Genomic DNA, 15,565 nt, shown 5'->3' on the forward strand with positions numbered 1-15,565 from the left:
GTCCTCCTCCATAATGAATCCTATCTCTATATTATTCGAATCGATTCATAAAAACAAAAAATTACTCTTATAAATTTATTTATTCTGTTCTAAAAGGGTACGAATTTCACTCATAATCACTTCTGTCACTTCTTCTGCGGATGCTTTTGTTTCCCGATAGCTCGTCATGTCGATAGGCTTACCAAAAATGACTTTTAACATTTTGAATGGTTTATAAGGACCGATGATTGCACATGGCATAACGACTGCATCGCCTTTAAGAGCGAAAAATCCTGCTCCTGCAAGTCCCTTTCCAAGTTCTCCCGTCTTACTCCTTGTCCCTTCAGGAAACATGCCAACAACATGACCGCCTCGCAACAATTTCAGGGTAGTTCTGAAAGCCTCACGGTCGCTCATGCCCCGTTTAACAGGAAATGCATTCACACTTGGTAAAATGGATTTCAGGATTGGTACATTAAACAATTCTTCCTTTGCCATGAAATGGACTGTTCGCGGACTAGACATTCCAACAACCGGCGGATCGAAATTATTAATATGGTTTGTACAAAGAAGCACTCCACCTTCTTGCGGAAAGTTCTCTTTGCCAATAACTTTGACCCGATAAAGAGGATAGAAAATAGTACTAACTAAAAATTTACCGAACGGGTATAGATTCATTGGTTCATCCTCTTTTCCGCCAGCATAATTACCTGATTAGCCACCTCTTCGATTGACATGGATGTGGTATCTACCAAAATGGCATCGTCCGCCATTTTCAATGGAGATAATTCCCGCTCACTATCAGCACGGTCTCTCTTCTCGATTTCCTCTTTTAATTGAGCAAGAGGGATATGAATTCCTCGTTTTTCGTTTTCGACAAAGCGCCTTTCAGCCCTTTCATCTACAGAGGCAGTCATAAATACTTTTAACTCTGCCTTTGGAAGCACTGCAGTGCCGATATCGCGACCGTCCATCACAACGCCAGTTCCTTCAGCTAATTCTCTTTGCTTCTCCACCATTAGATGTCTAACTGTACTATGGGCAGCTACTTCAGAAACATTTGCTGTTACTTCTTGTGAGCGAATTTCCTCGGAGCAATCGACACCGTCAATCCAAACGGCTTGGCCATTTTCTTCAGGAACCAATACTATTTCAGTATGCTTTAGTAAATCTGCTAAATCCTTATCACTACCCATATTTATGTTCGATTGGATAGCTTTATGCGTCAAAGCCCGATACATCGCACCAGTGTCTATATACGTATACCCTAATTTTTGTGCTATCCTTTTTGCAATTGTACTTTTGCCTGCAGCTGCAGGACCATCAATTGCAATAATAATCCCTTTACTCATATCATCTACCCCCGTATTCAGTTCGAAAACATTGTATCATAATCCAGCTTAAGGTGGCAGCTACTCGGGTCATAAGTCAAAGTTGCTTCGTGGCAAAGAACGCCACTACGCGCCTGCAAGGATGCAGGTGTGCAGTCGTTGCGACAGGACGTCGCGAACTTAGACTGCCTTCAACTATTTGTCTAACGCCTGTCGTCGCTAAACACCACCTTCCGCTTTTTAATCAAAAAGGGAAAAGTCCTGATTGAATAGGACTTTCCCCGTGAACTACGCTATGCATCATTCCTTGCCTGCAATTGTCTTTCAAAGCAAAATCGGATAATGTCCTGTCTATCCTTGGATGTTGTTTCCAAAAACTGCAGGGATGCAATGGCACGCTCATTCTTCTTCCATGTACGTACGGCTTTCGCTTCAGTATTAATATACTTAATCTCATCATTTATGAAAGGTAAGGCAATCGTTAATTTCACCTTTTCACCATCTTCGAACGTGTCATTCGGTCCGAGGTTTAAAGCTATGCCTCCAGCACTAATATCATCTGCGACAAATTGTTGAATAACTCCCCTATAATCCACAGCGACATCTACGGCCGTTTCCACACGCACATATTCACGTCTTTGGATTTTAGTTAGTTTTTTATCCCCTGGATAGGAGATTTTCAACATCGGGATGTCTTTATTTGCCCTACCTGTCACTTCAGTTTTAAAAGAATAAGAAATATTATTTCTGACAAAAGAAACATGCAATTTTGTACCATCGATGAAAAACGTAGTCCGGTTTGTTTCAATATTCACGGGATAATCAATCATGACAAAGTCATCGCCCGTGTCAACCACCTTACTTTTAAACTGCTCATTATTTTCTTCATTGCTATCTTTACTGATGGTTAACGTTGTACCGATAGTAAGGAACAATGCAAACACCTACCCTTGAATGGTTATTACCATTATGTCATGGGTAGGCAATAATTCCAATATATAATTTTCAGTTCAATCTTCCTATCGAACTCAATCCAGTTTTTCCGTCTTTATAACTTCAGCTGTTTCAGTATCAACAATAACTGTGTAGGTGCCAGTATGGCCGTTTTCATCACGGGTTACTGTTAGATAGTGAGTAAGTCTTTGTTCCAGTCTCTCGTTTTCAACATAGGCAAGTTCATCTTCAACGACCTGGACATCCTTATGGAAAAACTCTTTCCAATCAATCTTTTTAATTGCTTGTCTTGCCAATTGTTCTTTTCGGATGTATTCGGATGCATCCAATCCGATAATGTCCCCATTATCTTTAGCGACTTTCAAATGGATTACGTCCGAAAATACTTTTGCTCCGTAAAATGGTTCTTTCCTGACAAATACGAAATGCCATGCTGTATTGTTTTCCCTTGATTCTTGATAGACGAGATCCTTGTAGTCAGCATTCTTTAAAAAGTCTTCCGCCCTCTTTTTTATATCATCAAATGATAATGATGCCTTTCCAAAAGGTCTTTCTGAAAGATAGGAAAGTACATGGCCACCTTTTTCTGTAATATCGATATAACCGATGGATTCACGATCGGCAAACCGGATATGAAAAAATGGGTAAGGGGAACCTGGTTTACTCATCTCAACACCAATTACATCATTGGAGACATTTGGGAATAATGTCTTGAATCGGTCAATCGCTTCCGCTTGTGTGACCTTGGCGTCTTCAATATGTTTTAGTTCTTTTTTCTTCATGGCATCAGATTCACTTGCAGTTAAAGGAAAATCGCTTTCCGTGTATGATTTAATGGAAGCCCCCATATTGGACCAATCAAAATTAGGATTCGACGTGTCCAATTTACGTGTCCATTCGCCCATGGAATATTGTCCATCCAGCAATCCTGCCGTTGCGAGTTGCCAATCACCCTGCATGGCTCCTAAGTTATTCGATGCCTGCGACATTACTTTATAATACTCATCGGGCTGTTCCGCTCGGTCAGCTTCCTTCGCGTAATTTCCTATTCTGCTTAAATAATTCATCCAGGAAGTTGTAAAACTTGCATCAAGCGGTAATGACGCAATCGAGCTTTTTATATCTGAAGAAAGTCGCCAGATGTCTTCCCGTGCCTTCTTTGACCCTTCAGAATGATTAAATAAAAGTGTTTGTTTTACAGCCTTATCAAGTTCTCCAAGTTTATCGGATGCGTCCGCCATTTTCATCGCGTACTCGTTACTTAATGCCAAAGAAAGTTTATTATTTTCCGTTGTCTTAGTAAAAGCAAATATTGAAACAGCAATCAGCGCGTATGCAAGAACAAATACAGTTTTTTTCATTTTGGATATAAACAGCGTTAATAGCTGTTCTTCGATCCTCCTTTATCAGTTGCAAAAGATATGCAGGCCAATCTTTTTAATTTGTGGTCGGGACCAAATCCATTTACTTGTAGCTGTAATCGGATTGAAATAATAGATGGCATTTTCTGAAGGGTCCCACCCATTTAAGGCATCAAGTACAGCCTCTTTTGCCCGCTCATTAGGGGTTAGCCAGATTTGTCCATCTGCAACAGCAGTGAATGCTCCCGGCTGGAAGATAACTCCACTAACAGTATTAGGGAAATCGGCATGTTCTACCCGATTTAAAATGACAGCTGCTACTGCTACCTGCCCCTCATAAGGCTCCCCACGTGCTTCACCATATACGGCATTAGCCATGAGTTTAAGATCTTGCTCAGTGTACTTAGAAGGCAGATGGATATTTTCCGTTTTACCGCCTCCTTTTTTTACTTGCGAGGCCAGTGGTTTTCCGCCATAGTGGGTAAACTTATTTCCTTTCTTCAAATTCTCCATTACAAACTTTTCATCGTAAGAGGAAGCAGCTGTAAGTTTCTTTTTTGTTTGCGACCCAGCAATTCCGTCAATCGGTAATCCGTATTTATCTTGGAAGTTACGTAAGGCCCAATAGGTTCCATAGCCGAACTTTCCGTCGATATCACCTCTGTAGAATCCAATGTATTGAAGCCTTGCCTGTAGTTCAATAACATCGTCTCCAGTTGCTCCCCTTCCTAAATCCCGCGAGCTGAATGCGTCGGTATGGATAGGGGATGTTGCGTATACAGAACCAATTAGCAATACAAGTATTAATAAACGTTGTACATTTTTTTTCAATACAATTCCTCCTTTCTCTCAGTTTGTCCAAACAATTTCTTTTTAGTATCAAGAAAAAACAAAAAAAGATCCGGATTTACTCCGAATCTTGAATGGCCTTATATACGTAAGTGATTTACTTCATTTTAACGAGGTCTTTTTTCTGAATTGTTGCATTGCAAAGGTATGTGCATATTTCACCCGTGTCAATCCGAACCACCATAAAAACAACATGAAAGGAATGATTAAGTATAAAGAATGGTCATTCACTCCAATGATACCGTTGTATATGAAATGTAGAATGAATGGTGCAAAGAATGCGAAGAATAACATGCCTTTTTTATTGGATTTAGTTGTGAATTTAGCCCTACCGAAATAATATCCCATTACGACACCAAATAACGCATGACTTGAAACAGGCAATAAAGCTCGTAAAAAAGCGGTATCTAATCCGAAAATGAGTAAATAGAGAATGTTTTCGACTGTGGCGAATCCGAGAGATACACTTGCACCGTAAAGAATCCCGTCATATGCATCTTCGAACTCCATATGTTTATATATTGCTATTAAGAGGATTAGCCATTTGAAAAATTCTTCGATCCAACTGGTAAAGATGACATTGCGGAAGAATTCGTTTGGGATGATGCTTTCTTCTTTGAATACATGTTGGATGAACATGATTGGGAATGTCATCATTGCACCGTATATGAATGTATGAAATAGGGTGTGCGACGGTTCTTTCGCTATTTGTTTGCGTAGGTAAAAGTAGCTGAAGAGTGCCAAGCCTGGCGCAATCGCTACTGTAAGTAATATGATCATACCCGACCGGCCTCCTTCCTGCCACTCATTCTCCTGTTAGTTATTTTCCGCTATATGTTCGGCTATTAATTCACCATGGTGGCGTCCGTTTTCGATAAAGATTTCGTTTGTATTGTTGCCCGCTGCAATGACACCCGCAATATATATTCCTTTGATATTGGATTCCATTGTAGATTCATCATAGACTGGCCGACCAGTTTCTTCATCGACTTCGATGCCGATTCTACCTAAAAAACTATGGTCAGGATGGTAGCCGATCATGGCGAATACATAATCGTTCTCTATTGAAAGTCTTTCGCCATCCCTTTCAAATACAACTGTATTGGGGGTGATTTCAAGGACATTCGAGTTAAAATGCATGTCGATTTCACCATTACGAACAAGGCTGTCAAAGCCCGGTAGAATCCATGGTTTTACACTTGGGGAATAGTCTGAGCCCCTGTAGATCACAGTAACAGAGGCACCTGCACGAAATAGTTCTATTGCTGCATCCACTGCGGAATTCTTGCCCCCAATAACGACAACCTTTTTTCCAAAGTATGGATGGGCTTCCTTGAAATAATGGGATACTTTCGGCAAATCCTCGCCAGTTATTCCAAGCTTGTTCGGATTGTCATAGTAACCTGTTGCAATAATTACATATTTAGCAGAATAGTTGTTCAGATTCGTCTTAACGATAAATACATCGTTTTGTTTTTCGACATCCTCGACAGTTTCATAGTTATTAATGGAGAGTTTCTTTAACTCCGCCACTTGACGATAATAGACAAGTGCATCGTTTCTTTTAGGTTTTTCTTTCGCGGTGATGAAGGGGATATCTCCAATGGATAGCTTTATGCTTGAACTGAAGAATGTTTGATGTGTTGGATATCGATAAAGCGAATTTACAATATTTTCTTTTTCAATTATTAATACATCCAACCCTTTATTTTGTATTTCAATTGCGGCGGATAGTCCACAAGGTCCTCCGCCGATCACTATGGCGTCTTTCGTAATCATTTCTATCAATCTCCTTAAGTACTTTTACAGCGAGTGAATCTCACCGACTAATTGATGTTGAGTTGAAAAAAGACCCAACATCAATAATTTATTTTAATAACATGGCTTTCCGGGGCTGCCCCTAACCGGAGTGGAACGATGGATGTCCCGTACCCATTGCTTACCAATTTTGCTTTTCCTTCTTGCTCACTAAATCTACCTAATGCATGCAATGAAAATTTCCCCATTCTAATTTGTCCACCATGGGTATGGCCTGCAAGCATCAAGTCGGGGCTACAAACTTCCTCTATTTTTCTGAACATATATGGATTATGTGCCGCCACAATCAAATATGGATAGGATTTGGCATTTTTCAGTGTAGCCTTAATATCGACGCGGCCACTGGATGGATCATCAGTACCACAAATTCCCCATAATGGATTGTTCGGTATTGCTGCATCCGTGTTATCTAAGATAACACCGCCATGCCTACTGATTATTTTCCGAATTTCATCTTCCCCGACTTCCCGATCATTATTGCCCCAGATAAAAAATAATGGACCAAGAGTGGAAAGTGCCCTTATATTTCGTTCAATACGGGGCAACGGAACACCTGCCTCCGCAAGATCTCCACCTATGACGACGATATCAATTGACCCATACGATTTAACTTTTTCCAATAATCGTCTATCAATATGGCGCCTGTGTATGTCCGATATAAAAAACAAGGAAAGCTCCTTGCCCTGTTTTATTTCTTTTCCGACAGTGTAGGAATGACTAATTACATTTCTGCGTTTCGCAAAAGCGAACATATACAGTAAAACTGCAATTATTAAACCCGCAATCCCAAACAAACTGTTCAATATTATTCTCATTACACACCTGCCATAAGAAAAAGGCAAAGTACACGGCTTTGCCTCTTTCAGGATTTCATTTTATGGAATGATCAACTTTTGTCCAGCCATTATATTATTTGAAGTCAGACCATTCGCATTCATAATCTTTTCAATGCCTGCAACGCTTCCATAATAATTCATCGAAATGCGATAGAGCGTTTCGTTTTCGGCAACGATATGGGTTTTAGCTATTGTTTGCTCAGTTGTTTTTCCTTCATCTTTCGGTTTTTCTGTCACCTTTGATGAATCTTCTTTTTCAGATGCCGGAGGATTAACGTTTACAACAGGTTTTTTAGTTTCTGATTCGTCAACAGCTTCTTCATCAGCATTCCCTTCAGAAGCATTTTCATCCTCTTCTTCTTTTGGTGAACCAATAACGACCGAGTTAAGATTATCAGTCTTCCCTGAAGAAGAATTTGTGCCCACTTGTACAGGAACCTCTGTATTAGCAACTTTAGCGGAGCCACTATCTGGTCCATAATAGTAATTATATATAACATATACGAATATCAATATGGGTATGAATGTAAAAACGCCAAGGATGACATTGATCATTGTATATCTTGACGTTTTTTTCTGCTTTCGCTGGCGTCCATATCGTTCTACGCGCGAAGGCAAACTTGCGTCCTCATTATGATCAAGCTCTATCTCTTTGCGATTATTCTCGAATTCTACTTTATAATCATCATTTTTCATCGACAAATTCTCCTATCCAACGATGCTCTTCCTTATATTATGACGAATATTGTCGTAAAAGTAAACGTTCATCAGACATGTTAGCCAAGAAGATTGGTAATTCTATCATCCCAAGTGACTTTTACACTCATATTTTTCTTATTTGTTTTTTCTGTAAGCCATTCCATCTCTTTCAGACCGCAAGTTGAACAACATGCTTGAGGCTTTTCTTTGCACCGTTCACCAAAATACGACAAAACGGTTTCCCGTAAGCATTTGTCAGAATGTACAAGGTTGAGCATCTTTTGAAGCTCTGTTTCTTTTTCGGCGGAGAGAGTTTTCATTCGCTCATTTGTTTCATCCAATGAATATCTTTCCAAATAATAGTCTACTATTCTTCTTCCCGTATCCGATAAGCCTGCTAATTCAGCCGATGTAGAAGGTTCTTGACCTTCAGCGAGCATCTTTACATAATGTCGCATCTGACTTTCATCCGGTCTATCCGATTGGATGATGAAACTTGTCATCCTTTCATCAGCTGGCATATAAAGCAGCGTTGCGGCGGAAGGTAGACCATCCCTTCCAGCCCTTCCCACTTCCTGGAGATAACCGGCAATGTTGGACGGGAGATGTTCATGAATAACTTGACGAATATCACTTTTATGTACGCCCATACCAAATGCATTTGTTGCACATATCCATTTTAGTTCATTATTTAGGAATTGTTCTTGGATGATTGCTCGTTCATCTTGTTCTTTTCCCGCATGATACGACTGAATAGCATATCCAGCCCACTGTAATTCAGCCGCCAATTCGTCAGCGCGTTTCCTTGAAGAAGTATAGATTATCCCAGGACCGGTAGTTTTCATAATCCTTTCCTTAATCCAATCCGTTTTCTCCAAGGTTGAGTTAAGTTGAATGATTGAGTAAGAGATATTCGGTCGATCTAAAGAGTGTCTTTCGATGGCTGGTTCATCCATTTTCAAATAGCTCGTTATGTCATTTATCACTTTTGTATCGGCTGTTGCTGTCAAAGCCAATATTGGTGAACTCCAAGAAGATAAAAACTCGCCAATACGTAAATAATCAGGACGGAAATCAAACCCCCACTGCGAAATGCAATGGGCTTCATCTACAACTATGAGGCCAATTTCAATTCTTTTAAGATGAGACTCAAAAGATTTATGTGAAAGCATCTCAGGCGAGACGAAGATAAACTTATATTCTCCAAGGCGAGAGATAACTCTGTTTCTCTCAGAAAAAGGGAGAAAAGAATTTAAAGCTACAACCCGCTTTTCACCATTCTTCCTCATTTGCATGACCTGATCCTCCATTAGGGAGACAAGCGGTGAAATGATTAAAACAGAACCGGGCAAAATATATCCAGGTAATTGATAACAGAGTGACTTCCCCATTCCTGTAGGCAAGATAGCTACGCAATCGCGTTTATTCAATACATGATGAATCACTTCTTTTTGCCCTGTGCGAAAATGAGTGTAACCAAACCGTTCTTTGAGTAACAATTGTAAATCCATCACAACTCCCCCTCCCTAGTAACGGTTAATATTAATCGAAGTTCGAAATAGGAAAGCTTTTCGAATTCATTTTTCAATAGCTTAAGTCTTTTTGTCCCCAATTCTTTGGATTTAGAGAGGACTGCCTGAATAGAATCTTCTGAAATGAAATGAGTTACGGGGAATAGCTCATCATTCATCGCCATCTCGATAATATGATCTTCAATCGTACTCATTTTCAAATTGCGGACCCTTACTATGTCCTCCATCGAATATCCTTGGTCAAAAAGCTTTTTTGTTCTTAATGCAGATTCGGTTAAATAGGAATGGACTTTTACATCCGTTGCGCATGTTTTTAAAAATGGAAAGTTATCGGTTGATTCAACGGCCGGCAACAGCATATGTAAACTCTCTATGAATAACAGATAAATCCCTGAAGGTGAACTATTCAATTCGGAGGCAAGCTGATCCAATGTTTTCGCTGTTACGCCATTTCCTGTCAACCTGTTCGAAAATATGTATTTATGTCGATCACTCATCCCGCTTGCTACAAGGGCTCGTTTAAGTTCATCGCCAATTCTCTTCCCGAACTCCGGTTCAGTTAGCGGTTTTCCCTCAAGAAGACGTTTTACAAAAAGTTGAATTTCACGATCTCTTTGTATGGGAGTGAATGATGTGGAACCTGAACGAAAATGAGATATAGTTTGGACTGCCAATGCAATTCTCCCAAAAAATATGACTTCCCTTCCACGATAATCCCACCCTTTAAATTGGGGACACCGGAAACCATTCACTTCCTTTTTCCCTTTTTCAGTAAGACGACAAAATTTCTGATCGGTTGTGATCAGTTCATTTTTCACCAATTCATCTACTGTCTGTTGGTATAAAAACTCATCCAATTTTGGCCAAATTCCGAAAAAAGATCTCAAGTCGAAATACTCAACATCTTGTAAGGTCTGACCTGATTTTTTCCCACGCAAGAGATGTAGACCTGCATTCAATGTCCGTTCTCCGTTCATCTTGTCTATGATAAATAATAGGATTGAAGACAAATTCATGTCAGATTCCTCCTAAGTCAACGTTATATTAATGTTTTTCTGTTGAAAAGTAGTGAAAACAGCTTTAGAATAGTAAGGGAACTAAATAGATTGTGCGGAGAAAAGAGGAGAGAACGTCAATGACTAGCAAAAAATACACCATCGTTGACCAAGATACATGTATTGCATGCGGAGCTTGCGGCGCTGCGGCACCTGACATCTACGATTATGACGATGAGGGAATTGCCTATGTTATTTTAGATGATAACACGGGTACAACTGAAGTTCCAGAAGAACTATTGGAGGACATGGAGGATGCATTTGATGGCTGCCCAACAGACTCTATCAAAGTCGCTGATGCACCATTCGATGGCGATCCATTAAAATATGAAGACTAAGTAAATGAGTGGCTGCCCTTTTTGAGGCAGCCTTTTTTTATTCTTTTAAACAATATTGTAACACCCAGAGGGATTTCCGCTTCATTCCCAAACTAGAACATAGAAAATTCCCTAAATCCATATTCATTTGCCGCATCACTTATTAATTTTTTCACTTTCTAATAACTCTATAAGCTTATCTAATTTCTGTTCTATTCTTTTATTGCCTTGAATTTTTTTATTTTGATTACTTAATACAGAACTAAACATTAATGCCAGAAAGCAGACAAATAAAATAAATAATAGCAACTCCATATATATCACCTTTAACTACCTTAAGTAGTTACCTTTCCAACTCAATGTATTCCCTTAATTACTTCCACTGATTTTCTTCTTTCACATGATTAATCGTTCACTGTCCTTTTTCGCTCATCCGTTTAAGGGACAATAACACTACCAATATTGCAATAAAGCCCCACCAAGTGCTTAGCAAAAATTCATTTAACGAACCAGGTTGTTCTCCCTCTAATTTATATGAGGAAAATAATCCTTGTGTTATAAGAATAAAGCCACAAAATACCGCAGTAAACAACCAATACCACCACCGTTTCATTGCTCCCCCAACCTCCCGATTCAAACTACTGTTTACAATTACATTCATATTCTTTGAACTTATACATACGCATCCCCTCTTATATCATAGGTCTCTGTAGTTACTTCTATATTAATTGCTCCAATAGTAATTCTAAATCCTCAGGATAGACGTGGTTTATCGCATTTAATTCAGCTAAAGACTTCCAATTAGCTTCTGCAATAATTTCATCAGGATCATTAATTCCGCTACTTTCACCAATCTTTTCAACCCTAAAATAATATGTAGTTACATGAATGTCGTTAATGGTTGTTTCTTTCACCCTTATAAGCTCTATGACCTTCACGTCATATCCGGTTTCTTCTTTGACTTCCCTAATGCAACATTCCTCGGGACTTTCCCCTGCTTCAATACCACCAGAAGGTACTGCCCACCCCTCTGACTCAAAACTTTTTACCATCAATACTTCCATTTTTTCATTGATACAAATACCTGCTGATCCTGACCAGCTTTTCATTCGAATATTCCCCCGCCTTTACCGTTCTATAGTTTTGTAATAATAATCTCGAATACCATTAATTCTATTATATCATGAATTCTCCAACCACTTTCAAAAGGTTCAGATAAAATAATCTCGAACTTGTAAGTATTTAAAACAGTCCCAAGTGCCCGTGATTCACAAAAAAACCACCTCAACTGATATCTAAATCAGTTAAAGTGGTTTTTCTTAGCTTTATTCATTACCCAGTTATAAGAATAACAATAAAATAAGCAACCATAGCAATCAAGCCAACAGGAAACGCAAATTTCGCGTATTCTAAACTAGTAATTTTAAGCTTTCCTGCAGCGATGATATTAGGAATGTTTCCAGGAATAAGCATTCCTTCACTAATAATGAGGCCTAATAGTACGGCTTTAATGGTTGGTTCACTCATTGCTGGACTGATTTCTGCAGCAGCGAGCGTGGCATTGTCCAATAAAAGAGTCCATCTACCAAAGGGCATACTACTCCCTTGGTGACAGACTCTTCCTAAAAAATTACTGAATATTCAATTTAAGTAATTGGCCTATTGGTGATAGTTTAACATAACAATCGCAAGAAGCAAAGGTTTATTAAAGGAGTTGCCTTCTAAATTCAATTAGAAGCTAACACTGGAGATCACCTTTAACCATGAATTTTATTTTTGGTTAATTGCACTTTCATCAATATAAGCAACTTCCCATAAATGACCGTCTAAATCCTGAAACCCCCGTATATACATAAATCCATGATCTTGAACATCACTAAAAGATGTACCACCAGATGCTAATGCCTTATTTACTATCTCATCCACTTGATCCCGACTTTCAGCTGAAAAGCTTAAAATTGCTTCAGCAGAAATAGTAGTATCCACAATTTCCTTCTTACTAAATCCTTTGAAACGTTCCTCAATCATTATCATAGCAAAGATATTGTCACTGATGATCATACAAGACGTGGTATCATCTGAGAATTGTGGGTTGAACTCAAACCCTAACTCCTTGAAAAAAGTTGTGGACTTGTTCACGTCTTTTACTGATAAATTGATAAAGATATTTTTGGATGTGAATGCCATTTTTCATTACCTCCTTTAAAAATTACTGGCAAGAAAGCCATGTCAATTAGTCTTTCATTAAATGTTGCTAAATATTCCATCTGAAATTGTAAATATACGAAATGAAAGTCGGCCATATACGTAAATGGCCGACTTTTCTTATTGTCATATATGCCCTTTGCACCGACACAATTCATATTCGGGATAGGTTATATGGATTTTCTCCCAGTCCAAGGCGTTCCTAATTTCGGTAGTGCCCAACGATCGAGTCCATACCAGCCAGCCACTTTCCATGCAAGCACTAGCCAGGTTGCAAGGATGAACAGCAACGGATTGGCGCTTAATGTCCCAGCGAATAAGAAACTGACATTCATTAAGGCTCCAAAGAAGGCGGCTATTCCTGTCAATAGCCCAAGTATTAGGCCAAGACCGACTAATAGTTCGCCGTATGCAACCATGACGCTAAATACTTCTGCATTGGGCAAGACGGTGTTTTCTAAGAACGACGCATACCATCCCGAAACATCTCCGCCTCCCTCTGCCTTTGTCAATGCTCCGTTTATGAAGCCTTGAAGTGCAGTCCCAGCGTTTTCACCTGTCCACGCATCACTTCTTACTTTTCCCCATCCTGCTTTCAACCATTCAAATCCAACGTACAAACGTATGATTAACCAAAAGAGTCCCGAGCGGGTGTCACTGAATAAAAACCGTGATACCGGGTTTTCTGGTATTACTATTGTTTTATTGTTTTTCATTCGAATATCCTCCTTTTTTTTCAGTGTATCGCAGAAAAAGTTCAATCTCTAATGTGTTCATAATACTGTAATGATTTACAACTCATCTTATGTATATTTGATTACAAGTTGATTCTAAGCTTGCATTTAGATTTTGACGTATAATACCCACGGTGAGATCATGTATTTTGGCAGTTGGGTGAAATAATACTTCACAAAAAGTATTTCAAGGGCTGAGATCAATTCTGATAGTATTCCCGACCCAAAATAACTAAGCCCAAAATCGATAAAATCACACCAATAATTAGAGGAAACCCTAAAAATAACGAGTCAACAGCGTCATTACCATATTGTTCGCCACCAATAATCGCGAACCAAAACTTCGACCTGCCAGACCACCACGACGTCGAATCTGGTACATATATAGCACCTGTTAGCAAAATAGTCGACACAATGAATAACCCGCCCATCATTACGAATCCACCAATTAGAGCTCTTTTCAAAGTTGTCTCACTCCTCTGCTACCTGGCTGAACCCACTTCTGAAGGATGCCGTGAAAGATGCCAGTTTCTGTTAGAATTCCAAACTCTATATGAACTAAACACTGGAAACACTTCAACATTTTTTTCAGAAAAACGTAAAGGGAAAAAATAGTCATAAGCCTTTTTCCAGCATTAATTTTGCTCCTAATATTCGTTTAACTGTTCATACTAAAAGCAGCATTGAATGGAGGAAGGTTCACTATTTATAAAAAAAGGTCGCATATTACTTACGTTAGTGAACAACTTCCGTACCGGCCACCCAATCATAAACATTTTTCCTTTTTTTATTTGTGAAGGGGATAATTAGATAGGCTACTATTGCAAGATTGACAGCATTTAATATTATATAAACGGTAATTTCAGAAAGGCTTGATGGAAGCATTAATCGCCATATCCCGAAGTGAGCAATCTCCCAAGGAAGAAATTTGATAGCTGTTCGCACTGCCGAACGACCAATTCCAATACGTTGGCCGAAACCGTCAACTACCCGAATACCCATTATTCTTTTCCCCAATGTTCCCTGCCATTTTGAACACTCGCATAAAATAAAGTAAAGTGAAACTGGCAAGGTAATCATAAAAAAACCTGTCAGTTCTGCCGTTACTGGGGAACTTGAAAATAAAGGGTTAATATATTGTCTAAAAACAAACGAAATGGTACCAACAACAAATACACCGTATATAACAATAACAAGATAATCTAATAGGAAAGCATAAACACGGGTTCTAAATAACGAATAAGACATAGCCCCCCCCTTTTTAACAACATTCTTACTGTCCTTTCCCATGTTTTTCCTCGAACGCTTCAATCCATTCCATATCGATTGGCCCATTAAGAACTTTGTAATACGAGGTTTTATTGTAGGATAGGATTCGATTTTCATATATGGACGCGCCTGTCGTTTTACCCTTCAAGTAAACCATGACCTGAAATCCTTTTTCTCCGGAAACATTACTATTCCACTCGGAGTCCTTCATCTTCTTCACTCTATACTGGCTTAAGAATTCCAACATTTCTTCAACGGGTTCTTTCTCTTCAATTCGCCAATCGGAGAAATTGAATTCCATAGCTTTGAATTTATTGTCTTGATATTTGATTAATTCATCCAAACTCTTTTCCCTATGGTCGTCAAATATACTCCATGAAAAAAACAACATGACACCGATGATCCCAATCATGTGATACGTCATCGGTATTTTAATCACAAGAAATCTCGAGGTTAAAAACGCTGTAGGAATGACGATCAATAGGATTACGAGAAGTCCGAGTGGTTCCGGTATAATGCTCCCGAAAAACCACCGATTCCATACAAAAGCAATAATTTTAAAATATAAGAAGAAAAATAGGATTCCCCAAAAATAAAACGCAAATTTCCCCTTCGTTGTATCCACT

Annotated in this window: 20 protein-coding genes and 1 pseudogene; 1 reads left to right on the forward strand and 20 read right to left on the reverse strand. The window is 39.0% G+C overall.

What is annotated here, in order from left to right:
* Positions 1–75: 75 nt before the first annotated feature.
* From ACFPZG_RS08945 to ACFPZG_RS08995, 11 genes are all read right to left on the reverse strand, one after another.
* Positions 76–657: a lysophospholipid acyltransferase family protein gene (locus ACFPZG_RS08945; RefSeq protein WP_317940048.1), complete on the reverse strand. Its 582-nt coding sequence runs from the start codon at positions 655–657 to the stop codon at positions 76–78.
* Positions 654–1,331 carry a (d)CMP kinase gene (gene cmk, locus ACFPZG_RS08950; RefSeq protein ID WP_283731834.1) on the reverse strand — a complete coding sequence of 226 codons (678 nt, stop codon included), beginning with the start codon at positions 1,329–1,331 and terminating at the stop codon, positions 654–656. The genes ACFPZG_RS08945 and cmk overlap by 4 nt, the downstream gene beginning before the upstream one ends.
* A gap of 272 nt (positions 1,332–1,603) precedes the next feature.
* Complete coding sequence (locus ACFPZG_RS08955; RefSeq protein ID WP_381426783.1) at positions 1,604–2,254, reverse strand: flagellar brake protein; 651 nt, start codon at positions 2,252–2,254, stop codon at positions 1,604–1,606.
* Between the two features lie 84 nt (positions 2,255–2,338).
* A complete protein-coding gene (locus tag ACFPZG_RS08960; RefSeq protein WP_317940051.1) occupies positions 2,339–3,625 on the reverse strand; it encodes a PepSY1/2 domain-containing protein in 1,287 nt (428 codons plus the stop codon).
* Between the two features lie 45 nt (positions 3,626–3,670).
* Positions 3,671–4,456: a spore cortex-lytic enzyme gene (sleB, locus tag ACFPZG_RS08965; RefSeq protein ID WP_317940053.1), complete on the reverse strand. Its 786-nt coding sequence runs from the start codon at positions 4,454–4,456 to the stop codon at positions 3,671–3,673.
* A 120-nt stretch (positions 4,457–4,576) separates the two neighbouring features.
* Positions 4,577–5,254 (reverse strand): glutamic-type intramembrane protease PrsW, encoded by a 678-nt coding sequence (gene prsW / locus ACFPZG_RS08970; RefSeq protein ID WP_283731830.1) that lies wholly within the window; start codon positions 5,252–5,254, stop codon positions 4,577–4,579.
* A gap of 36 nt (positions 5,255–5,290) precedes the next feature.
* The gene (locus tag ACFPZG_RS08975; RefSeq protein WP_317940054.1) at positions 5,291–6,262 is read right to left on the reverse strand and encodes a YpdA family putative bacillithiol disulfide reductase; all 972 of its coding nucleotides are present in this window, start codon (positions 6,260–6,262) and stop codon (positions 5,291–5,293) included.
* A gap of 71 nt (positions 6,263–6,333) precedes the next feature.
* Positions 6,334–7,107 carry a metallophosphoesterase gene (locus tag ACFPZG_RS08980; RefSeq protein WP_283731829.1) on the reverse strand — a complete coding sequence of 258 codons (774 nt, stop codon included), beginning with the start codon at positions 7,105–7,107 and terminating at the stop codon, positions 6,334–6,336.
* A 60-nt stretch (positions 7,108–7,167) separates the two neighbouring features.
* The gene (locus ACFPZG_RS08985) at positions 7,168–7,824 is read right to left on the reverse strand and encodes a LysM peptidoglycan-binding domain-containing protein (RefSeq protein WP_317940055.1); all 657 of its coding nucleotides are present in this window, start codon (positions 7,822–7,824) and stop codon (positions 7,168–7,170) included.
* Positions 7,825–7,904: 80 nt separating this feature from the next.
* Positions 7,905–9,338, reverse strand: a complete 1,434-nt coding sequence (locus ACFPZG_RS08990) for a RecQ family ATP-dependent DNA helicase (RefSeq protein WP_317940056.1) — start codon at positions 9,336–9,338, stop codon at positions 7,905–7,907.
* Complete coding sequence (locus ACFPZG_RS08995; RefSeq protein ID WP_283731825.1) at positions 9,338–10,375, reverse strand: helix-turn-helix domain-containing protein; 1,038 nt, start codon at positions 10,373–10,375, stop codon at positions 9,338–9,340. Before ACFPZG_RS08995 ends, ACFPZG_RS08990 begins: the two co-directional genes overlap by 1 nt.
* Positions 10,376–10,494: 119 nt before the next feature.
* Between ACFPZG_RS08995 and ACFPZG_RS09000 the strand changes: the two genes are divergently transcribed.
* Positions 10,495–10,752, forward strand: coding sequence for a ferredoxin (locus ACFPZG_RS09000; RefSeq protein ID WP_283731824.1), 258 nt, complete (start codon positions 10,495–10,497; stop codon positions 10,750–10,752).
* A gap of 135 nt (positions 10,753–10,887) precedes the next feature.
* Here ACFPZG_RS09000 and ACFPZG_RS09005 read toward each other — a convergent pair whose 3' ends face one another.
* From ACFPZG_RS09005 to ACFPZG_RS09045, 9 genes and pseudogenes are all read right to left on the reverse strand, one after another.
* The gene (locus ACFPZG_RS09005) at positions 10,888–11,046 is read right to left on the reverse strand and encodes a DUF4083 family protein (protein WP_381426793.1); all 159 of its coding nucleotides are present in this window, start codon (positions 11,044–11,046) and stop codon (positions 10,888–10,890) included.
* 97 nt (positions 11,047–11,143) lie between these two features.
* Positions 11,144–11,344 (reverse strand): hypothetical protein, encoded by a 201-nt coding sequence (locus ACFPZG_RS09010; protein ID WP_283731823.1) that lies wholly within the window; start codon positions 11,342–11,344, stop codon positions 11,144–11,146.
* A gap of 106 nt (positions 11,345–11,450) precedes the next feature.
* Complete coding sequence (locus tag ACFPZG_RS09015; protein ID WP_283731822.1) at positions 11,451–11,840, reverse strand: NUDIX hydrolase; 390 nt, start codon at positions 11,838–11,840, stop codon at positions 11,451–11,453.
* A 223-nt stretch (positions 11,841–12,063) separates the two neighbouring features.
* Positions 12,064–12,303 (reverse strand): annotated as a pseudogene (locus ACFPZG_RS09020) (DUF1646 family protein); the annotation flags it as partial.
* A 198-nt stretch (positions 12,304–12,501) separates the two neighbouring features.
* Positions 12,502–12,918 carry a VOC family protein gene (locus tag ACFPZG_RS09025; protein ID WP_283731821.1) on the reverse strand — a complete coding sequence of 139 codons (417 nt, stop codon included), beginning with the start codon at positions 12,916–12,918 and terminating at the stop codon, positions 12,502–12,504.
* A gap of 188 nt (positions 12,919–13,106) precedes the next feature.
* Positions 13,107–13,652, reverse strand: coding sequence for a DoxX family membrane protein (locus ACFPZG_RS09030; protein WP_283731820.1), 546 nt, complete (start codon positions 13,650–13,652; stop codon positions 13,107–13,109).
* 218 nt (positions 13,653–13,870) lie between these two features.
* Positions 13,871–14,134 (reverse strand): hypothetical protein, encoded by a 264-nt coding sequence (locus ACFPZG_RS09035; protein ID WP_283731819.1) that lies wholly within the window; start codon positions 14,132–14,134, stop codon positions 13,871–13,873.
* A 271-nt stretch (positions 14,135–14,405) separates the two neighbouring features.
* Positions 14,406–14,918 carry an RDD family protein gene (locus tag ACFPZG_RS09040; protein ID WP_283731818.1) on the reverse strand — a complete coding sequence of 171 codons (513 nt, stop codon included), beginning with the start codon at positions 14,916–14,918 and terminating at the stop codon, positions 14,406–14,408.
* A gap of 25 nt (positions 14,919–14,943) precedes the next feature.
* Positions 14,944–15,564, reverse strand: coding sequence for a hypothetical protein (locus ACFPZG_RS09045; RefSeq protein ID WP_283731817.1), 621 nt, complete (start codon positions 15,562–15,564; stop codon positions 14,944–14,946).
* Between the last annotated feature and the right edge of the window lies 1 nt (position 15,565).

The sequence above is a fragment of the Sporosarcina thermotolerans genome (assembly GCF_042658975.1).
GTDB classification, from domain to species: domain Bacteria; phylum Bacillota; class Bacilli; order Bacillales_A; family Planococcaceae; genus Sporosarcina; species Sporosarcina thermotolerans.